The 19,258-nt window shown below is 65.2% G+C and carries 15 protein-coding genes; 9 read left to right on the top strand and 6 right to left on the bottom strand.

Translation table 11 applies throughout. The features are described from left to right. The first annotated feature begins 26 nt into the window (after positions 1–26). From era to nagZ, 5 genes are read left to right on the top strand one after another with little or no spacing between them, the layout of a single operon-like run. Entirely contained in the window at positions 27–890 is an 864-nt protein-coding gene (gene era / locus C0Z18_RS13935) for a GTPase Era (RefSeq protein WP_199189453.1), read from the top strand. Beyond that, a complete protein-coding gene (gene recO / locus C0Z18_RS13930; RefSeq protein WP_102646003.1) occupies positions 877–1,824 on the top strand; it encodes a DNA repair protein RecO in 948 nt (315 codons plus the stop codon). Before era ends, recO begins: the two co-directional genes overlap by 14 nt. Beyond that, complete coding sequence (pdxJ, locus tag C0Z18_RS13925) at positions 1,821–2,585, top strand: pyridoxine 5'-phosphate synthase (protein WP_102646002.1); 765 nt, start codon at positions 1,821–1,823, stop codon at positions 2,583–2,585. The genes recO and pdxJ overlap by 4 nt, the downstream gene beginning before the upstream one ends. Before the next feature lie 19 nt (positions 2,586–2,604). Further along, the gene (acpS, locus tag C0Z18_RS13920) at positions 2,605–3,018 is read left to right on the top strand and encodes a holo-ACP synthase (RefSeq protein ID WP_102646001.1); all 414 of its coding nucleotides are present in this window, start codon (positions 2,605–2,607) and stop codon (positions 3,016–3,018) included. Positions 3,019–3,078: 60 nt separating this feature from the next. Next, positions 3,079–4,107 (top strand): beta-N-acetylhexosaminidase, encoded by a 1,029-nt coding sequence (nagZ, locus tag C0Z18_RS13915; protein WP_102646088.1) that lies wholly within the window; start codon positions 3,079–3,081, stop codon positions 4,105–4,107. 9 nt (positions 4,108–4,116) lie between these two features. On the opposite strand, the gene C0Z18_RS13910 is transcribed toward nagZ, so the two are convergent. From C0Z18_RS13910 to earP, 3 genes are all read right to left on the bottom strand, one after another. Beyond that, on the bottom strand, positions 4,117–5,496 hold the full coding sequence (locus C0Z18_RS13910; protein ID WP_102646000.1) for a sigma-54-dependent transcriptional regulator: 1,380 nt from the start codon (positions 5,494–5,496) through the stop codon (positions 4,117–4,119). 328 nt (positions 5,497–5,824) lie between these two features. Next, positions 5,825–6,382, bottom strand: a complete 558-nt coding sequence (efp, locus tag C0Z18_RS13905; RefSeq protein WP_102645999.1) for an elongation factor P — start codon at positions 6,380–6,382, stop codon at positions 5,825–5,827. 146 nt (positions 6,383–6,528) lie between these two features. Continuing rightward, positions 6,529–7,719: an elongation factor P maturation arginine rhamnosyltransferase EarP gene (gene earP / locus C0Z18_RS13900; RefSeq protein ID WP_102645998.1), complete on the bottom strand. Its 1,191-nt coding sequence runs from the start codon at positions 7,717–7,719 to the stop codon at positions 6,529–6,531. A gap of 213 nt (positions 7,720–7,932) precedes the next feature. Between earP and uvrC the strand changes: the two genes are divergently transcribed. From uvrC to tcuC, 3 genes are all read left to right on the top strand, one after another. Continuing rightward, positions 7,933–9,957, top strand: coding sequence for an excinuclease ABC subunit UvrC (gene uvrC, locus C0Z18_RS13895; protein ID WP_102645997.1), 2,025 nt, complete (start codon positions 7,933–7,935; stop codon positions 9,955–9,957). Between the two features lie 110 nt (positions 9,958–10,067). After that, positions 10,068–10,661, top strand: coding sequence for a CDP-diacylglycerol--glycerol-3-phosphate 3-phosphatidyltransferase (gene pgsA, locus C0Z18_RS13890; RefSeq protein WP_102645996.1), 594 nt, complete (start codon positions 10,068–10,070; stop codon positions 10,659–10,661). A 262-nt stretch (positions 10,662–10,923) separates the two neighbouring features. Then, a complete protein-coding gene (gene tcuC / locus C0Z18_RS13885) occupies positions 10,924–12,219 on the top strand; it encodes an MFS transporter (RefSeq protein ID WP_102646087.1) in 1,296 nt (431 codons plus the stop codon). Positions 12,220–12,236: 17 nt separating this feature from the next. Here the strand turns inward: tcuC and C0Z18_RS13880 are convergent, their stop codons facing one another. After that, positions 12,237–14,117, bottom strand: a complete 1,881-nt coding sequence (locus tag C0Z18_RS13880; RefSeq protein ID WP_102645995.1) for a tetratricopeptide repeat protein — start codon at positions 14,115–14,117, stop codon at positions 12,237–12,239. Between the two features lie 165 nt (positions 14,118–14,282). Between C0Z18_RS13880 and C0Z18_RS13875 the strand changes: the two genes are divergently transcribed. Further along, positions 14,283–15,971: an FAD-dependent monooxygenase gene (locus tag C0Z18_RS13875; protein ID WP_102645994.1), complete on the top strand. Its 1,689-nt coding sequence runs from the start codon at positions 14,283–14,285 to the stop codon at positions 15,969–15,971. A 47-nt stretch (positions 15,972–16,018) separates the two neighbouring features. On the opposite strand, the gene C0Z18_RS13870 is transcribed toward C0Z18_RS13875, so the two are convergent. Both C0Z18_RS13870 and fdhF read right to left on the bottom strand, forming a co-directional pair. Beyond that, a complete protein-coding gene (locus tag C0Z18_RS13870) occupies positions 16,019–16,261 on the bottom strand; it encodes a formate dehydrogenase subunit delta (protein WP_102645993.1) in 243 nt (80 codons plus the stop codon). A 46-nt stretch (positions 16,262–16,307) separates the two neighbouring features. Further along, on the bottom strand, positions 16,308–19,256 hold the full coding sequence (fdhF, locus tag C0Z18_RS13865) for a formate dehydrogenase subunit alpha (RefSeq protein ID WP_233217310.1): 2,949 nt from the start codon (positions 19,254–19,256) through the stop codon (positions 16,308–16,310). Positions 19,257–19,258: the final 2 nt, after the last annotated feature.

Genomic DNA, 19,258 nt, shown 5'->3' with positions numbered 1-19,258 from the left:
CCAACCCCTCCGGCTTTCGCTGCGGCATGGTCGCCATCGTCGGCCGGCCGAACGTCGGCAAATCGACGTTGATGAACGCGCTCGTCGGACAGAAGATCAGCATTACCTCGCGCAAGGCGCAGACCACGCGTCATCGCATCACGGGTATCAACACGTTCGAGGACGCGCAATTCATCTTCGTCGATACGCCGGGTTTCCAGACGCAGCACAGCACCGCGCTGAACCGTTCGCTCAATCGCGCCGTGACCTCGACGCTGAGTTCCGTCGACGCGGTGCTGTTCGTGATCGAGGCGGGACGCTTCGGGCCCGACGATCAGAAGGTGCTCGATCTGATTCCGCCGTCGGCGCCCACGCTACTCGTCGCCAATAAGCTCGATCGCGTGAGCGACAAAAAGACGCTCTATCCGTTCTTCCAAAAAATAAGCGCGCTGCGCGAATTCAAGGAAATCGTGCCGCTGTCGGCTAAGCACGTGGACGACGTCAAGCATCTGCTCGATACGGTCAAACCTTATCTGCCCGAAGGCACGCCGATCTATGGCGAAGACGACCTGACCGATCGCAGCGAGCGATTTCTCGCGGCGGAGATCTTGCGCGAGAAGGTGTTCCGGTGGACCGGCGACGAGTTGCCGTACACGAGCACGGTCCTCATCGACAAGTTCGAGACCGAAGGCCGCCTGCGCCGCGTGTTCGCGACGATTCTCGTCGAACGCGACGCCCATAAGGCGATGATCATCGGCCACAAGGGCGCCAAGCTCAAACAGATCAGCACCGAAGCGCGGCTCGACATGGAAAAGCTGTTCGATGGGCCCGTTTATCTCGAGACGTTCATCAAGGTGAAGAGCGGTTGGGCCGACAACGAAGCCGGGCTGCGTGCCTATGGGTACGAATGACGGGATCCACGACGCGCCCGTAACGCTTCCCGCGTCCGGCGACGCCGAGCAAGGCGAGGCGATTCCGGCGCGCATCGTCGAGAAGCGCGCGCGCGCGGTGACGCCCTCCGGCGCCAAGGAGCCGCGTCAGACGCGGCGCGCCGAAGCCGACGGCGAGGACGAGGCGCACACCGGCGGCGAAGGCCGGAGCGCACCCGCGCGCCGTGCGCCGCGCGAATCGTCGCACCGCATCGCAGAGCAGCCGGCGTTCGTTTTGCACAGCTATCCGTACCGCGAAACTAGCCTCATCATCGACGTCTTCTCGCGCGACCATGGCCGTCTCGCCCTCGTGGCGAAAGGCGCCAAGCGTCCGCATTCGGCGTTGCGCGGCGTGCTGCAGACGTTCCAGCCGCTTTCGATGTCCTGGTCCGGCAAGTCCGAGATGCGCACGCTGACGGGTGCCGAGTGGGTGGGCGGCATGTTGCCTTTACGCGGCGACGCGTTGCTGTGCGGCTTTTACGTGAACGAGCTGCTCGTCAAGTTTTGCGCTCGCGAAGACCCGCATCCCCAACTGTTCCATCACTACGTCGTGACGCTGACCCGGCTCGCGCACGACGAGCCTGCCGTGCAGGTGCTGCGTTCGTTCGAACGGGTGCTGTTGCGCGAGACGGGCTACGCGATGGCGCTCGATCGCACGGTGGCGCGCAGGGCCGTCGTCGCCGAGGGGCGCTATGTCTTCGATCCCGAGCGTGGCGTGCGCGAGGCGGTGAGCGAGTTGCCCGCCCACTGGCCGGTCGTATCGGGCCAAACGTTGCTCGATATGGAGCGCGACGATTACCATCGTGCCCAGACCGTCGCGCAAAGCAAGACGCTGATGCGCTTTTTGCTCAACACCTATCTTGGCGGCACGCCGCTCGCGACTCGCCAGATTCTTCTCGATCTGCAGAACCTATGAGCTTTTTTCTGACGTCGCCGAACGTTATCGACCTCGGCGTCAACATCGATCACGTCGCCACGCTGCGCAACGTGCGCGGTACGCGCTATCCCGATCCGATCCGCGCCGCGCTGCAAGCCGAAGCCGCCGGGGCCGACGCGATCACGCTGCACTTGCGCGAGGATCGCCGCCATATCGTCGATGCCGACGTGCGCGCGTTGCGTCCGCAACTCGCCACGCGGATGAACCTCGAATGCGCGGTGACGCAAGAGATGCTCGACATCGCGTGCGACGTGCGTCCGCACGATGTCTGCCTGGTGCCCGAGAAGCGCGAGGAACTGACGACCGAAGGCGGTCTCGACGTGGCGGGCCATTTCGAGGCGGTGCGCGCCGCCTGCCTGCAATTGGCCGATGCGGGCTCGCGCGTCTCGCTGTTCATCGATGCCGACGACGCGCAAATTCGCGCGGCGCACGAGGCAGGGGCGCCCGTCGTCGAATTGCACACCGGCCGCTATGCCGATGCCCACGACGAAACCGAACAACAGCGCGAATACGAGCGCATCGTACGCGGCGTCGAACTGGGCGTCTCGCTGGGGTTGAAAGTCAACGCGGGGCACGGCTTGCACTATACGAACGTGCAGCAGATCGCCGCGATCGAGGGCATCGTCGAATTGAACATCGGCCATGCGATCGTGGCGCACGCGATTTTCGCGGGCTGGGACAACGCGGTGCGCGAGATGAAGGCCATCATGGTGGCCGCGCGTCTTGCCGCCAAGCGCTGAACGTCGCGCGGGCGCGCAGATGGCGATCTACGGCGTCGGTACCGACCTCATCCAAGTGAGCCGCATCGCGGCCGTGATGGCGCGCACGAAGGGGCGTTTCGCCGAGAAGGTGCTCGGCCCCGACGAGTTGCGCGTCTATCACGCGCGCAAAGCACGCTCGGAGGCGAGGGGACTCGCATTCCTCGCCACCCGCTTTTCCGCGAAAGAAGCGTTTTCGAAAGCGATCGGGCTCGGCATGCATTGGCCGATGACCTGGCGCGCGCTGCAAACGCTGAACGAAGCAAGCGGCAAACCGTTCGTCAAGGCGTCGGGCGAGCTTGCCGATTGGCTGGCCGCGCGCGGCATCACGGCGCAGGTGACGATCAGCGACGAGCGCGATTACGCGGTGTCGTTCGTGATCGCCGAATCGAATTCACCGTCGCCTTCGGCTTGAACGAGGGCATCGTTCGCCAGATCTCTCTCGTCTTTATTTTCCGACATGCTCCTCGAATCGATGAAAAACCCTCCCGGCCCGGTGATGCTCGACGTCAAGGGGCCCGTGCTCACCGACGACGACGTGCGGCGCCTGTCGCACCCGATGACGGGTGGCGTCATTTTGTTCGGCCGCCATTACGAAAACCGCGGTCAACTGATCGCGCTGACCGACGCCATTCGCGACGTGCGCGACGATCTTTTGATCGCCGTCGATCACGAGGGCGGGCGCGTGCAACGCTTTCGCACCGACGGCTTTACCGTCCTGCCCGCGATGCGGCGCCTCGGCGAGCTGTGGGACCGCGACGTGCTCTACGCCACCAAGGTCGCAACGGCCACCGGTTATGTCCTAGCCGCCGAGCTGCGCGCATGCGGGATCGACATGAGCTTCACGCCGGTGCTCGATCTCGATTACGGGTTATCGGCCGTCATCGGCGATCGCGCGTTTCATCGCGACCCGCGCGTGGTGACGCTGCTTGCGAAGAGCTTGAACCATGGGCTCGCGCTGGCCGGCATGGCCAACTGCGGCAAGCATTTTCCGGGTCACGGATACGCGAGCGCCGACTCGCATGTCGCGCTGCCCGTGGACGACCGTCCGCTCGAGCAGATCTTGGCGGACGACGCCGCGCCCTACGAATGGCTCGGCATGGCGCTCGCCTCCGTCATTCCGGCGCACGTGATCTATTCGAAAGTGGACGAGAAGCCCGCGGGCTTCTCGCGGATCTGGCTGCAAGACATCTTGCGTGAGCGGCTGGGGTTCAACGGCGCGATTTTCAGCGACGATCTATCCATGGAGGCGGCGCGCGCGGGCGGCACGCTGACGCAAGCCGCGCAGGCGGCGCTGGAGGCGGGCTGCGACATGGTGCTCGTATGCAACCAGCCCGAGGCTGCCGAGTGTGTGCTCAACGAATTGGCGTACACGCCCTCGAAGGCAAGCGTGCAGCGTCTGAAGCAGTTGCGCCCGCGCGGCAAAGCGCCGAACTGGCGCAAGCTCGCGGAACGCCCGGCGTATCGCGACGCGAAAGCGCTGCTGGCCAGCGCTTTCGCTTAACGCGGGGCGCTACGCCATCTTCATGCGCTGCAGCTTGTTGTAGAGCGTTTTCGGGCTGATGCCGAGCAGCGTGGCGGCGCGATGCCGCGTGCCGCCGACGGCGTCGAGCGTCGCCCGGATCAGCAAGTCTTCGACATCGGACAACGGTGTGCCGACCGTTACCTGGACGCTGCCGCCATTGAGCCGCCGTCCGCCCGAACCGTTCGCCTCGTCGGCGCGCAGCGAATCGACAATTTCGCCCGACGCGTTATAAGCCCGGCGTACCCGTTCATGGAGCTCGCGCACGTTGCCCGGCCAATCGTAGGTCAGGCACTCGCGTACGAGGTTCGGGCCGATGCGTTTGTTGACCGTGGCGAGACCGCTTGCATTGATCTCGCGATTCAGTTCGTCGACGAGCGCCTCGGCGAGCAGCACGGCGTCGTCGGCGCGTTCGCGCAGCGGGGGCAGGGCGAGCGAAGCCGCATCCAGACGCAGCCACAGATCCTCTCGCAGCACGCCTTGCGCGACGGCGTCGCGGGCCGGCTTGCGCGTGGCCGCGATGATGCGGCAATCCACGCTGACCTGATTGCTGCCGCCCACGCGCATGTACGTCTGCGAATCGAGCGCACGGAGCAGCGCTTCTTGTTGCGGCAACGGTAATTCGGCGATTTCATCGAGGAACAGCGTGCCGCCCGCGGCCTGCTCGAATAAACCGGGCTCGCGACGTTCGATCGACGGCACGGCGCTTTCCTGGCCGAACAGCATGCTATCGAGGCCGCGTTCGACGCCGCCGTCTCGCGCGAATGCGCGGCAGTCGAACACCACGAACGGACCTTTGCGGCGCCGGCTCATATCGTGCAGCGTGCGCGCCGCGATTTCCTTGCCCGTCCCCGCTTCGCCGCAAATAAGGATGGCCGATTCGGTCGGCGCGAGCCGCTCGATCGCATCGTAGACGTGGGCGATCGCGTCGCTGCGCCCGATCATCGGGCCGAAGCGGCCGAGCCGGCGCAGCGTCGAGCGTAGCGATTGAACTTCCTCGGTCAACTCGTACGGGCGCGGAATGCGCGCGAGCAGCGAGCGCAGCCGCGGGATATTGACGGGCTTGAGCAGGTAGTCCCAAATGCCGTGGCGCAGCCCTTCGATGGCGCTTTCCACGGTCGCGTTGCCGGTCATGACGATCACCGGCACGACGCCGTCCGGCTGCGCCGGCAGATTGTGGAGCAAGTCGAGCCCGCTGCCGTCGGGCAGATTCAGGTCGATCAGGACGACGTCGGGGATGAAGCGGGTCAGCGCGGCGCGTGCCTCGGCTAGCGAGGCGGCGGTGTCGACGGAAAAACCGTCCGCGGCGACGATCGCATTGAGACCGGACAGGCTATTGGGATCGTCTTCGACAATCAGAGCGTGTGGCATGGCTGGCGTAGTCAATTAGGAAGTCGAGAGCCCGTCGGCGCCAAGGAAGAATGACGCCATCCCACAAAAACGCATTTCGACGGCGCGCGGGCTACCGATTGGACAAAGCATTTGGCGTGCCAGATCGTTCTCCTTTATAGAACAAGCACTTGCAACGGCGACTCGGAAAGAGAGGCGGTTCCGGCCACGCTATAGTGAAAAAACGACCGGTAAAGATTGCTTAACCATACACCACTCATACGAAAAAAAAAGCGCCCCGTGGGGCGCCTTCAGTCGGCATAACGTTCCGTATAGGGCGCGCGAAAGGCGCCCGATCACCGGAAAACGCTTATGCGCGGCTGCGGTATTCGTCGGTGCGCGTATCGATTTCGATTTTGTCGCCGATATTGCAGAATAGCGGAACTTGCAATTCGAAGCCCGTGTTGATCTTGGCCGTCTTGAGCACCTTGCCCGACGACGTGTCGCCCTTGACCGCCGGCTCCGTGTACGTGATTTCGCGCACGAGCGTGGTCGGCAGCTCGACCGAGATCGCTTTCTCGTTGTAGAAGACGACTTCGCAAGGCATGCCGTCTTCGAGATAGTTCAGGGCATTGCCCATCATCTCGGCTTCGACTTCGAACTGGTTGTAATCGGCGTCCATGAAGACATACATCGGATCGGCGAAGTACGAGTACGTCACTTCCTTGCGATCGAGCACGACCACGTCGAACTTGTCGTCCGCCTTATAGACGGATTCCATACCGGCGCCCGTCAGCAAATTCTTCAACTTCATTTTGACGACGGCGGCGTTGCGGCCCGATTTGTTGTATTCGGTCTTTTGCACGACCATGGCGTCGCTGCCAATCATGACGACGTTGCCGGTGCGCAGTTCCTGTGCAATCTTCATAAAACGATCCTGTGCGAATAAAGTGGCTGATCTGTTGCTCAACGGCATCGACATCGATCGTTCAAGTAGCGCTCGGCGATCCGGACCGATTCGACTTCCCGATTCGGACCCATTGAGCTAGGCGCGCTACGCCGTTGGATAACCGCTTATTTTAACTGAGATTTTGCGAATTCGGCTAGGTTCGCGGCGAGGTCGCCGACGCTCGCGAGCTCGTCCGCCCAAGAGGCTGCCCGCGCTTCGTAGGCGCGGCGATGGCGCCAAAAGTCGGCCCAATCGGGCGTGCCGGCTCCGTTCCAGGCGTGCCAGAAGCGGTCGAGCGCGGCGCGCGGCGCCGGCGCAAGCGTGCGGGCGTAGTGGGCGAGGGCGGCGTCGAGCTTGGGCAGATGCGCCGCGTCGGCCTGAGGGTAGATGTGCCACACGAAAGGGCGGCAGGCCCATTGGGCGCGCACGAACGAGTCTTCCCCGCGTACGAAGTTCAGATGGCTTGCCCACAGCAAGGCATCGAATTCGGGCTGCGGGCGAAAGGCGAGCGAATGCGCGCGCAAGGCGCCGCGCTCGGACCGCGTGCCGGCGCCGAACGAAGGCAGGCCGAAGAAGCGAGCGAGCGCGCCCGAGACACGGCCTTCGGGCACGAGCAGCACGATCGGCTCGGCCGCCTCGCGCCATTGCTCGAGCAAGCTGTCGACGGCCGGATTTTCATAGCAGAAGAGCGAGATGATGGTCGCCTCGGGCGCCGGCTCCGGGGCCCCGGTCATCGCTTGCCACCACGCGTCGCGTGCCACCGGTTGGGACTCGAACGCCCGCCGTGCGTCATCGAGCGATTTTTCCTTGATGACACCGCCCGTTCCAGCGCCGAGGCCCGGAAAAAAGAACGTCTTGGTCAGCGGATAGCGCGTATGCGGCGAGGGCCTCAGATGGCACTCGGCCACCCAGTCCTCCGCGCTCAAGTACTCGAGATTGAGCCAAACGGGACTGCGCTGGCGGCGCGCCATCGCGGCGACATAGGCCGGCGGCAGCTCGCAGGCAAACGCTTCGATCACGATGTCGGCCACCGCGAGCGCATCGCCCGCGTGCGCGGGCTCGTGCCAGTGCTCGACGACGATGCCGTCGATGCGCTGGCGCGTGAGGGCCACGTCGAGCGCCGGGCAAAGGCGGGCGAACGTATGCAGATCGTCGACGAGCAACCGCACCTGCCAGCCGTATTCCGAGGCGAGCTGCCGAGCCAAGCGCCAGCAGACCCCCACGTCGCCGAAGTTGTCGATGACCGCGCAAAACAGGTCGCACGAGAGCGTATCGGCGGCGGGCGGTGCGGGACTGACGATGGAGTTCGAGGGCATGGCGGGATCGGAAGGCGGTGAGGCTGCGATGAGGGAGCGACCGGGCGGCAGGATGCGGCGCCCGAGGGCATGGCCGGCCCCGCGCGGCGATCCGGCGCTGCCGGCGCGCAGGCGAGGGCGCGGCCGCGAAGGCAAATGGTCTAAACTGGCGATTCTAAAGCACGCCGCCGCCCGCGCCCATCCGCTCGGCGCGGCGCCTCGCATCCGACGCGCATGACCGAATCCGACGCTCAACCTACACCTTTCGAACCGAAGAAGTTCCTAGCCCAATTGCCGCACCTGCCGGGCGTGTACCGTTATTACGACGCGCACGAGAACGTGCTTTACGTCGGCAAGGCGCGCGATCTGAAAAAGCGCGTATCGAGCTACTTCACGAAAACGCAGGTTTCGCCGCGCATCGCGATGATGATCACGCGCATCGCGCGAATCGAAACGACGGTGACCCGTTCGGAAGCCGAGGCGTTGCTGCTCGAAAACAATCTCATCAAGGCGCTGGCGCCGCGTTACAACATCTTGTTTCGCGACGACAAGTCGTATCCCTATCTGAAGCTCACGGGACATGCGTTCCCGCGCATGGCGTACTACCGCGGCGCGGTAGACAAGAAGAACCAGTATTTCGGGCCGTTCCCGAGCGCCTGGGCCGTGCGCGAAAGCATTCAGATCTTGCAGCGCGTGTTTCAGTTGCGCACGTGCGAGGATTCCGTCTTCAACAATCGGACGCGGCCTTGCCTATTGCATCAGATCGGCCGTTGCACGGCGCCGTGCGTCGGTGCGATCAGCGAAGAGGATTATGCGCGCGACGTCTCGAACGCGTCGCGTTTTCTGCTCGGCCGGCAAAGCGAGGTCATGAAGGAACTCGAAGCCAAGATGCACGCGTTCGCCGCCGAGTTGAAGTTCGAGCAGGCGGCGGCCGTGCGCAATCAGATGAGCTCGCTCTCCACGGTGCTGCACCAGCAGGCGATCGAAGTGGGCGGCGACAGCGACGTCGATATCCTGGCCGTGGTCGCGCTCGGCGGGCGCGTGTGCGTCAACCTCGCCATGGTTCGAGGCGGACGCCATCTCGGCGACAAGGCCTATTTTCCCTCGCACGTCGAGAGTGCTTTCGGGGCCGATGACGAACAGACCGAGCTTTCCGAGCCGTCTGAGCCGACTGAGCCCGCTGAACCCGCCGATCGCCTCGAACCGGGCATCGAAACGGAGGTACTCGAAGCGTTCATCGCGCAGCACTATCTCGGCAACCGTATCCCGCCGGTGCTCGTCGTCAGTCACGCCCCGGCCAACGGGGACCTGCTCGATTTGCTGACCGAACAGGCCGGGCACAAAGTCGTACTCGTGCGTCAACCCCAAGGGCAGCGCCGGGTTTGGCTCGGGATGGCCGAGCAAAACGCGCGGCTCGCCTTGGCGCGGCTGTTGTCGGAGCGCGGCTCGCAACAAGCGCGCACGCGAGCATTGGCGGAGGTGCTCGGCATGGAGTGCGACGACCTCGCGCACCTGCGGATCGAGTGCTTCGACATCAGCCATACGATGGGCGAGGCGACGCAAGCGTCGTGCGTCGTCTACCGGGATCACAAGATGCAGTCGGGCGAATACCGCCGCTACAACATCACGGGCATCACCCCGGGCGACGACTATGCCGCCATGCGTCAGGTGCTCACGCGCCGCTACGAGAAACTCGCGCTCATGGCCGCGCGCAACGCGGACGACCGGGCGCAGGCGCCGCAGCCCGAGGCCGCGGCCGCCCCGGAGTTGGCCGCGGAGCCGGCCGATGCCGTTGCAAGTGCAAGCGGCGCCGTTTTGCCGAACATCGTGCTGATCGACGGCGGCAAGGGCCAAGTGGAGGTGGCGCGCCAAGTGTTTACCGAACTCGGGCTCGATCGTTCGATGCTCGTCGGCGTCGCCAAGGGCGAGGGCCGCAAGGTCGGCCTGGAAACGCTCGTCTTCGCCGATGGCCGTCCGGCCCTGGAACTCGGCAAGGAAAGCGCCGCGCTGATGCTGGTCGCGCAGATCCGCGACGAGGCGCACCGTTTCGCGATCACGGGTATGCGAGCCAAACGCGCGAAGGCGCGTCAAACCTCGCGGCTGGAGGAGCTCGAAGGCGTCGGGGCCAAGCGGCGCCAGCGCCTGCTGGCGCGCTTCGGCGGTTTGCGCGGCGTCGTGGCGGCGAGCGTCGAGGATCTGGCGAGCGTCGAAGGTATCTCGCGCTCGCTGGCCGAACAGATCTACCGGCAACTGCATTGAGGCGGGGCCGCCGTGCTGCGCCGCTTCACGCTTGTAGCGGGTTCGGCGACGCGGCACAATGGCGTCTCCTCGATATCCGCTCTCTCACTTTCTAGGCCCGCCCTTCGTCCATGCCATTCAACTTTCCGATCTTTCTGACATGGCTGCGGATCGTGCTGATTCCGCTCGTCGTCGGCGTGTTCTACATGCCCGACACGATGATGAGCGGCGCCGAGCGCAACATCGCGGCGGCGGCGATCTTCGTGTTGGCCGCCTTGACCGATTGGTTCGACGGCTTTCTCGCGCGTAAGTGGAACCAGACTTCGGCCTTCGGTGCGTTCTTGGATCCGGTCGCCGACAAGCTCATGGTGACCGCGGCCTTGCTCGTGCTCGTGCAACTGACGCGCATTCAGTCGGCGATCGCACTGGTGATCGTCGGCCGCGAAATCGCCATCTCCGCGCTGCGCGAATGGATGGCGCAGATCGGCGCGTCGAAGAGCGTAGCGGTCAACCAACTCGGCAAGTTCAAGACGGCGTGCCAAATGGTGGCTATTCCCATGCTGCTTTACTACGGCGAGGTCCCGCTCGGTGGTACGTTCTCGATCGATACGCGCGTCTGGGGGCAGTGGCTCATTTACCTCGCGGCGGTCCTCACCATCTGGTCGATGCTCTATTACATGAAGCTCGCGTGGCCGCAAATCCGCGAACGGGGCGGCGCTCACTAAGGGTCCTCACTGCGGCTGCTGATTGCGGCTGCTCATCGCGGCACTCCCCGAGGCCCTCGCGTCTCGTCATACGAATACTGCACCGACCTGTCTATCGCAGTATGATGACGGCGCTATTCGCAGGGGCTCGCGCGCTGCCGTGCGAGCCGTGCCGCAAGGTCGGCTTCGAGCCCGTCTTCCTTTTCGTTTTTTCGCCGTTTGCTCGCCCGGCTTGCCGGCGCGCGCGCATAACGGCTTCGATAACGGCTTCGTAGAGAGATTCATGTCCAGCGTTTCCCCCGCATCGCCCGCCGAATCGAAGGTCCGCACCGTCTTTCGTGTCGTGAGCGGCAACTTCCTCGAGATGTACGACTTCATGGTCTATGGCTATTACGCGCATGCGATCGCCAAGACCTACTTCCCGAGCGGCAACGATTTCATCTCGCTGATGCTCTCGCTGTCCGTGTTCGGCGCGGGTTTCATGATGCGGCCGCTCGGCGCGCTCGTGCTTGGCGCCTATATCGACCGCCACGGCCGGCGCAAAGGCCTCATCCTCACGCTGGGGCTGATGGCGCTCGGTACGCTCGCGGTGGCGGCCGTGCCGGGCTACGCGACCATCGGCATGCTCGCGCCCGCGCTCGTTCTGCTGGGGCGGCTATTGCAAGGTTTCTCGGCCGGTGTCGAATTGGGCGGTGTCTCCGTCTATCTGTCGGAGATCGCGACGAAGGGCCACAAGGGCTTTTACTGCTCGTGGCAGTCGGGCAGCCAGCAGGTTGCCGTCGTGTTCGCGGCGCTGCTCGGCGTCATCCTGAACCGCGCTTTACCCGCCGAGCAGATGGGCGCTTGGGGCTGGCGCGTGCCGTTCCTGATCGGCTGTCTCATCGTGCCGTTCCTGTTCCTCATTCGCCGCTCGTTGAAGGAAACCGACGAGTTTCTCGAGATGCGGCATCGTCCCTCGATCGGCGAAGTGTTCGCCTCGCTGGCGCAGAACTGGGGCGTCGTGCTGGGCGGCATGGGCATGGTGCTGATGACGACGGTTTCGTTCTACCTGATCACGGCCTATACGCCGACGTTCGGCAGGGAAGTGCTCAAGTTGTCTTCCATCGATACGCTGATCGTGACGGTCTGCATCGGCTTGTCGAACCTCGTGTGGCTGCCCACGATGGGCGCGCTATCGGATCGCATCGGCCGCCGCCCCGTACTGATCGTCTTCACGGTGCTGACGATTTTGACGGCTTACCCGGCGGTGCAGTGGCTCGTGGCGAACCCTTCGTTCGGGCGTTTGCTCGCGGTCGAACTTTGGCTCTCGTTCCTGTACGGCAGCTATAACGGCGCGATGGTCGTCGCGCTGACTGAGGTCATGCCGCGCGCCGTGCGCACGGCCGGGTTCTCGCTTGCATACAGTCTCGCCACCACGATCGGCGGCTTCACGCCGGCGATCTCGACCCTGCTGATTCATGAAACGGGCAACAAGGCCGCGCCCGGCCTTTGGATGGGCGTTGCCGCACTCTGCGGCCTCGCGGCGACCTTGTTCTTGTATCGCACGCCCCAAGCGCGCGAGCAATACAAGGCGGTCTGAAGCCGGATAGTCGAGCTTTATCGGTCCGGCAGTTCTCGCGCAAGCGCCTGCGCAACCGTGTCGACGACGTGTTCCCATTGGCCCGGCGAGGGCTGACGCACGAGCCGCGCACTCGGATACCACGGGCTGCGATCGGTATTCGTGAACCAGCGCCAGTCGGCCGCGAACGGCAGCATGAGCCAAAGCGGTTTGCCGAGTGCGCCGGCCAGGTGGGCGATCGACGTGTCGATCGAAACGATCGCGTCGAGCCGGTCGACCACGGCGGCCGTATCGGCGAAGTCGCCGATGCGCGAATCGAGCCGGTGAATCGAGGCCGTGCGCGCGAACGTGTCGAGCACGCGCCGGTCGTCGTCGGTAAGGTTCGGCTGAAGTACGAGCCAGTCGATACCTGCCAATGCGAATAGCGGGGCGAGCATCGAGGCGGGTATGGCGCGGTTTTCCTGCGCCTGGATGCGGCCCGACCACGCGAGCCCGACCTTGACCTTCGCATGGCCGCCCAAGGAGCCGCGCCAGCGGCGCCGGTAGGCCGCCGGCACCTCGAGGTAACGGCTCGGGCCAGGCAACGTATCGAGCGTCGCGCCGAGCGCAAGCGGCAGGCTCAGCAGTGGGCAGCACAGGTCGGCTTGCGGCGGCGTTTGCCCCGCGACGGCCACCGCGATTCGCCATGTCTTGGCCAGCGGCGCGACGAGCGGCTCGAGCTCGCGCTGCACGGTCAGGACCACGCGGCCTACACGCTCACGGGCCAGCGGCACGAATCGAAGGAATTGCAACGTGTCGCCGAAACCCTGCTCGGCGTCGATGAGCAGCGTGCGTTCCGGCGCCGGTTCGCCGCGCCAGCGCATCGGCGCCGGCGCGACGGTGCCGATCGGACCGCCGGCCGCTGCCGCGGCGATCGCGAGCCGCGATTCGTAGGCGGGCAAACCGCGCGCGAAATCGCCGAGCGTAAGCAGCGTCAGGGCGCGATTCAGTTGCGCCGATGCGAGTTCGGGGCGCAGCCGCAGCGCCTGATCGAAGGCGCGCAGGGCTGCATCGTGCGCGCCGAGCGCATGGTGCGCATTGCCTAAACCGAGCCACGCGAGCGCGAGTTGCGGATCGAGGCCGACCGCGCGCTCGTAGCGGGAAATCGCGTCGGCATGGCGGCCCTGAGCGGCCAGCGCATTGCCGAGCCCGAGCAACGCGGGCGGGAATTGGCTTTGCAGCGCCAGCGCAGCTTCGAACGCGGCGCCCGCTTCGGCGTGGCGGCCCACGGCGTCGAGCGTGTTGCCGAGATTGAAGTGCGCCGCGACATAGCCGGGCTGCGCCGTCAGCGCCGCGCGAAATTGTTCGATAGCCTCGTCGGCGCGCCCGAGCGCCGCCAACGCCATGCCTAGGTTGTTATGGGCGCCCGCGTGCCCCGGCCGCAGGGCCAGCGCCTGCGAAAACGCGGCGATCGCTTCCTCGCTGCGGCCGAGCGCGTGCAGCGCGTTGCCGAGATTGTTGTAGATCGAAGCGTCGTTCGGTTGCAGGCGCAACGATCGCTCGAACGCGAGTACGGCGTCTTCGTGCCGGCCCGCGAGCGCGTAGGCGTTGCCGAGGTTGTAATGCGCCAGACCGAAGTCCGGTGCGAGCGAGAGCGCGTTGCGAAAACGCTCGATGGCGCCATCGAGCTTGCCCATCGCCTTCAACGCATTGCCGAGATTCAGTTGCAGACCCGCATCGTTGGGGCGCAGCGCGACGGCCCGGCCAACGAGGTCCGCCGCTTCTTCGTGCCGGCCTTGCTGATGACGGAGCACGCCCAGCAGGTGGAGGGCGTCGGTATGGACGGGATCGGCGTCGATCGCGGCGCGGTAATCGCGCTCGGCGTCGGCGAGTCGTCCGTCACGATGCGCCGCGTAGGCGCGCGCGAAAAAGGGATCCATGACGGCAGGCAATGGCGCAAACGCGGCATTGTCCCACACTCGCCGGATTGACCGGCGCGGTGCACATGACCGAACGCCCGGGAGGTCTGCCGGCTGAGTTCGAGCCCCGATCCGAAGCGGGCGGCGTACACTTGGCGAGATCTCTTGGTTTGCCGGAGGACAAGCATGGCCGCCGTCAACGTCAATGCGCTGCCGGTGCTGATCGTGGGGGCTGGGCCGACCGGGCTCGCTTGCGCGATGAGTTTGGCGCGCGCACGCGCACCCGTGCGTTTGATCGATCGCTCACCGCGGCCGGCGGCACATTCGCGCGCGATCGGAATTCAGGCGCGTACGCTGGAGCTGTTCGAGCAGCACCGGCTCGTCGAGCCGATCCTCGAGATCGGCCACCGTTTGCGCGCCGCGAACCTTTACTCGCATGGCACTCGCCTTGCCCGGCTCGATTTCGATCCGCTCCATACGCGCTATCCGTATTTGCTGTGCCTGGAGCAACCGGCGACCGAGCGGGTGATGACCGAACACCTCGCGGCGTTGGGCGTGCAGATCGAGCGCGGCGTCGAACTCGTGGGGCTACGGCAAGACGCCGCGCAGGTGGAGGCGCAACTGACGCACGCCGACGGCCGGCAAGAAATCTGCCGCGCGGCCTACGTCGTCGGCGCCGACGGAGCGCACAGCGCCGTGCGTCATCTGCTCGGTTTGAGCTTCGCGGGCCAAACCTTCGAGCAGACGTTCGTGCTTGCCGATCTTCAAATCGTGTCCGATTTGTCGGACGACGAATTCCATATGTTCGCCTCTGCCGACGGCTTGGCCGGAATCATTCCGATGGGGGCGGGGCGCCACCGTTTCATCGCCGACCATGTGACGGACGGCGCGGCGCCGCAGGATGGGGCCGACGATACGGCGCAACCGTCGCTCGATTTGTGCCGCACCATCGCTGAGGGGCGCGCGCATCATCCGATGATGCTATCGGAGCTTAGCTGGTCGAGTTATTTTCACATCAATAGCCGGATGGTCGAGCGGCTGCGGGCGCAGCGCGTCTTTCTCGCGGGCGACGCGGCACACATTCACAGCCCCGCCGGCGCGCAGGGGATGAATACGGGTATCCAGGAGGCGTTGAACCTCGGTTGGAAGCTTGCGTGCGCATTGACCGGGCGGGGCGGCGATGCACTGCTCGATACCTACCAGGTCGAGCGCCATCCGATCGAGCGAGACGTGTTGCGTCAAACGGCGTTCGTCACCCAACTGGCCGAGGCCGAGCGCGGACCGCTCAAGCTCTTGCGCGAACGCGTGATGCCGGTCCTAGCCGCGTTCGGCCCCCTGCGGGACGCGGCTAGACTGATGGTCAGCGAATTGGCGATTCAATACCGGCGTAGCCCGCTCACGCTGGAGCGCGTGCTCGACGGCGGGCCGCGGGCCGGCGAGCGCGCGCCCGATGCGCTCGTTCATGTCGTCGATGGGCCGCTTGGGCGGGCGCCGGGCACGGCGCGTCTATACGATTTGCACGACCCGGCGTACTTCTCGTTATTCGTTCTCGTCGAGTTGCCGAGAGGCGAGGAGGCGGCACTCGATGCGGCGGCATCGCTCGCCGCGCCCGAGATCAAGCGCGATCCGGAACTCGAACGCTTGAGCGAGGGTATCGAGGCGGCGCTTCCGGGCGTGGTGCGGATCTGGCGCGTGACGGACGCGGGAGACGACGATGCGTCGTCGCTCACATTGACGTATGGGCGAACGCGTCCGGCGTTCTATCTGGTGCGGCCGGACGGCTATATCGGCGCGCGCGGACGGCCCGCTTCCGATGCGAGCGCGCTCGCGCGTCACTGCGAGACGTGGTTCTTGCACGCGCACCAGACGGGTTGATCCGAACGGAGCGCGTAGGGCGGCGAGCGCCGCCCTACGTTACCTTTTCACGCCACCGCGTGCGGCGTCAACGCGTCGCGGGCACGCACCAGGGCCTCGCGCACGATCGGCGACATCGTCGCGCTCGCCGCGGGATCGTCGAGCGATGCAAGGATCGCGCGCCGCATGCGCGGCTCCCAGAAGCGCCGGATGTGATCGGCGATACCGGTCAGCGCTTCGTCGCGATCGGGCATCGACGCAAAAAATTCGCCGATCTGATTCGCCATTTCGATCAAATGCTCGATCTTCATTGCCGCTCGCTGTCGTTCGTCGGGTTTCTGTTGGCGCCCATCGCGTTCATTTCCCGGTCGTCGTAGCGGCTAGCGACCGCTCGCGCAGCAATTCGAGCTGCGTTTCGTTGAAACGCTCGTACTGCTGCTGCCATTGCGACGGCTGTTGCACCGGCTGCACCTGCACGGCCGTGACTTTGTACTCGGGGCAATTCGTGGCCCAATCGGAGCTGTCCGTGGTGATGACGTTCGCGCCCGATTCGGGGAAGTGGAACGTCGTATAGACGACCCCGGGCTGCATCCGTTCGCTGACGAGCGCCCGCAGCACGGTTTGCCCGGCGCGCGATTCGATGCCGACCCAATCGCCGGTCTTGATGCCGCGATCTTGCGCGTCGTGGGGATGGATTTCGAGCTGGTCCTCTTCGTGCCAGCGCGAGTTCTCCGTGCGTCGCGTTTGGGCGCCGACGTTGTATTGCGACAAAATGCGCCCCGTCGTCAGCAAGAGCGGGTAGCGGCGCGTGACCTTCTCGCGCGATGCGACGAATTGCGTGATGACGAATTTGCCTTTGCCGCGCACGAATTCGTCCACGTGCATCGTCGGCGTCCCTTCGGGCGCCTCTTCGTTGCAAGGCCATTGAACGCTGCCGAGCCGGTCGAGCAACGCATAGGACACGCCGTGGAACGTCGGCGTGAGCCGCGCGATCTCGTCCATGATCTCCGACGGGTGAGCGTAGTCCATCTCGTAGCCGAGCGCGCGCGCGAGCATCGACGTCACTTCCCAATCGGCGTAGCCCGGGAGCGGCGGCATGACGCGCCGCACGCGCGAAATGCGGCGCTCGGCGTTCGTGAACGTACCGTCCTTTTCGAGGAACGACGAACCGGGCAGAAACACGTGTGCGTACTTCGCGGTTTCGTTCAGGAAAATGTCCTGCACGACGATGCATTCCATCGACGTCAGAGCGGCCGCGACGTGCTGTGTATCGGGATCCGATTGGACGATATCCTCGCCCTGGCAATACAAGCCTTTGAAGCTGCCGTCGAGCGCGGCGTCGAACATGTTCGGGATGCGCAGTCCCGGCTCGGGTTGCAGCGTCACGCCCCAAGCGGCTTCGAATTGATGACGCACTTCGTCGCCGCCGATATGGCGATAACCCGGCAACTCGTGCGGGAACGAACCCATGTCGCACGAGCCTTGCACGTTGTTCTGGCCGCGCAACGGGTTCACGCCGACGCCTTCGCGGCCGATGTTGCCCGTCGCCATCGCCAAGTTGGCGATGCCCATGACCATCGTCGAGCCTTGCGCGTGTTCGGTCACGCCGAGGCCGTAGTAGATCGCGGCGTTGCCGCCCGTCGCATACAAGCGGGCCGCTTCGCGTACCTGCTCCGCAGGAACGCCGGTGATCTCGGCCGTTGCCTCGGGCGAGTTCTCCGGCTGCGAAACGAACGCGCGCCATTGCTCGAACGCGAGCGGCTCGCAACGCTCGGCGATGAACGCTTCGTTCAACAGCCCTTCGGTCACGATCGTATGAGCGAGCGCGTTCACGAGCGCGACGTTCGTGCCGGGGCGCAGTTGCAGATGGAAGGCGGCCTTCACGTGCGGGCCGTCGACCAGATCGATGCGGCGCGGATCGGCAACGATGAGTTTCGCGCCTTCGCGCAGGCGCCGTTTCAGGCGCGAGCCGAAGACCGGGTGGCCGTCGGTCGGATTGGCGCCGATGACCATGATCACATCGGCGTGCTCGACCGACGCAAAAGTTTGCGTGCCGGCCGATTCGCCGATCGTCGTCTTCAAGCCATAGCCCGTCGGCGAATGACACACGCGCGCGCAGGTGTCCACGTTGTTGTTGCCGAACGCGGCGCGCACGAGCTTTTGCACGAGATAAGTTTCCTCGTTCGTGCAGCGCGAGGACGTGATGCCGCCGACCGAATCGCGCCCGTACTTCGCCTGCACGCGGCGAAATTCGGATGCCGCGTACGCAATCGCTTCTTCCCACGTCACTTCGCGCCACGGATCGGTGATCTTGGCGCGGATCATCGGCTTCGTGATGCGATCCTTGTGCGTGGCATAGCCCCACGCGAAGCGGCCTTTCACGCAGGCGTGGCCTTCGTTGGCTTGACCGTTCTTGTGCGGCGTCATGCGCACGACTTGCGAGCCCTTCATCTCGGCCTTGAACGAACAGCCGACGCCGCAGTACGCACACGTGGTGACGACCGAATGTTCGGCTTGGCCCGAGAACGTGATGCTTTTCTCGACGAGCGTGGCGGTGGGGCAGGCCGCGACGCAGGCGCCGCACGAAACGCACTCCGACTCCATGAACGGCTGGCTTTCACTCGCCGCGACGCGCGATTCGAAACCGCGCCCGGCGATCGTCAGCGCGAACGTGCCCTGCGTTTCCTCGCACGCGCGAACGCAGCGATTGCAGACGATGCACTTGGACGGATCGTAGGTGAAGTAAGGATTCGATTCGTCCTTCGCATCCTGCAGGTGGTTGGCGCCCTCGAACCCGTAGCGCACCTCGCGCAGCCCGACGACGCCCGCCATGTCCTGCAACTCGCAGTCGCCGTTGGCGGGGCAGGTCAGGCAATCGAGCGGGTGATCGGAGATGTAGAGCTCCATCACGTTGCGCCGCAGCGCTTGCAGCCGGTCGCTCTGCGTGCGTACGCGCATGCCCGCCTCGACGGGCGTCGTGCACGAAGCGGGATAGCCGCGCTTGCCTTCGATTTCGACGAGGCAAAGGCGGCATGAGCCGAACGGTTCCAACGAGTCGGTCGCGCAGAGCTTCGGGACGTTCACGCCGGCTTCGATGGCAGCGCGCATGACCGAGGTGCCGGCGGGCACGGTGACGTCGCAGCCGTCGATTTCGAGCGTGACGTCCGTGTCGGCATGCCGGCGAGGCGTGCCGAAGTCGGTTTCGTCGAGCGGGGCGGCCGCATTCGAACGGCACGCGCAGTGGGCTGAACCGCAGCCGCCGGAACTCGTCGCGGCGGATTGAGCGTGGGCAGGCGCCTGGGGCATGT

It is taken from the genome of Trinickia dabaoshanensis, from assembly GCF_002879885.1.
Taxonomy (GTDB): Bacteria; Pseudomonadota; Gammaproteobacteria; order Burkholderiales; family Burkholderiaceae; genus Trinickia; species Trinickia dabaoshanensis.
The sequence above is the reverse complement of the archived record's forward strand: the minus strand, read 5'-3'. Positions and strand labels throughout refer to the sequence as shown.

What these genes read in the sequence shown, in the direction of transcription:
- pgsA (WP_102645996.1), top strand. Translation starts at nt 10,068, where the DNA reads ATGCCATTCAACTTTCCGATCTTTCTGACATGGCTGCGGATCGTGCTG.
- acpS (WP_102646001.1), top strand. Translation starts at nt 2,605, where the DNA reads ATGGCGATCTACGGCGTCGGTACCGACCTCATCCAAGTGAGCCGCATC.
- uvrC (WP_102645997.1), top strand. Translation starts at nt 7,933, where the DNA reads ATGACCGAATCCGACGCTCAACCTACACCTTTCGAACCGAAGAAGTTC.
- tcuC (WP_102646087.1), top strand. Translation starts at nt 10,924, where the DNA reads ATGTCCAGCGTTTCCCCCGCATCGCCCGCCGAATCGAAGGTCCGCACC.
- efp (WP_102645999.1), bottom strand. Translation starts at nt 6,382, where the DNA reads ATGAAGATTGCACAGGAACTGCGCACCGGCAACGTCGTCATGATTGGC.
- C0Z18_RS13880 (WP_102645995.1), bottom strand. Translation starts at nt 14,117, where the DNA reads ATGGATCCCTTTTTCGCGCGCGCCTACGCGGCGCATCGTGACGGACGA.
- pdxJ (WP_102646002.1), top strand. Translation starts at nt 1,821, where the DNA reads ATGAGCTTTTTTCTGACGTCGCCGAACGTTATCGACCTCGGCGTCAAC.
- C0Z18_RS13875 (WP_102645994.1), top strand. Translation starts at nt 14,283, where the DNA reads ATGGCCGCCGTCAACGTCAATGCGCTGCCGGTGCTGATCGTGGGGGCT.
- earP (WP_102645998.1), bottom strand. Translation starts at nt 7,719, where the DNA reads ATGCCCTCGAACTCCATCGTCAGTCCCGCACCGCCCGCCGCCGATACG.
- fdhF (WP_233217310.1), bottom strand. Translation starts at nt 19,256, where the DNA reads ATGCCCCAGGCGCCTGCCCACGCTCAATCCGCCGCGACGAGTTCCGGC.
- recO (WP_102646003.1), top strand. Translation starts at nt 877, where the DNA reads ATGGGTACGAATGACGGGATCCACGACGCGCCCGTAACGCTTCCCGCG.
- era (WP_199189453.1), top strand. Translation starts at nt 27, where the DNA reads ATGGTCGCCATCGTCGGCCGGCCGAACGTCGGCAAATCGACGTTGATG.
- C0Z18_RS13870 (WP_102645993.1), bottom strand. Translation starts at nt 16,261, where the DNA reads ATGAAGATCGAGCATTTGATCGAAATGGCGAATCAGATCGGCGAATTT.
- nagZ (WP_102646088.1), top strand. Translation starts at nt 3,079, where the DNA reads ATGAAAAACCCTCCCGGCCCGGTGATGCTCGACGTCAAGGGGCCCGTG.
- C0Z18_RS13910 (WP_102646000.1), bottom strand. Translation starts at nt 5,496, where the DNA reads ATGCCACACGCTCTGATTGTCGAAGACGATCCCAATAGCCTGTCCGGT.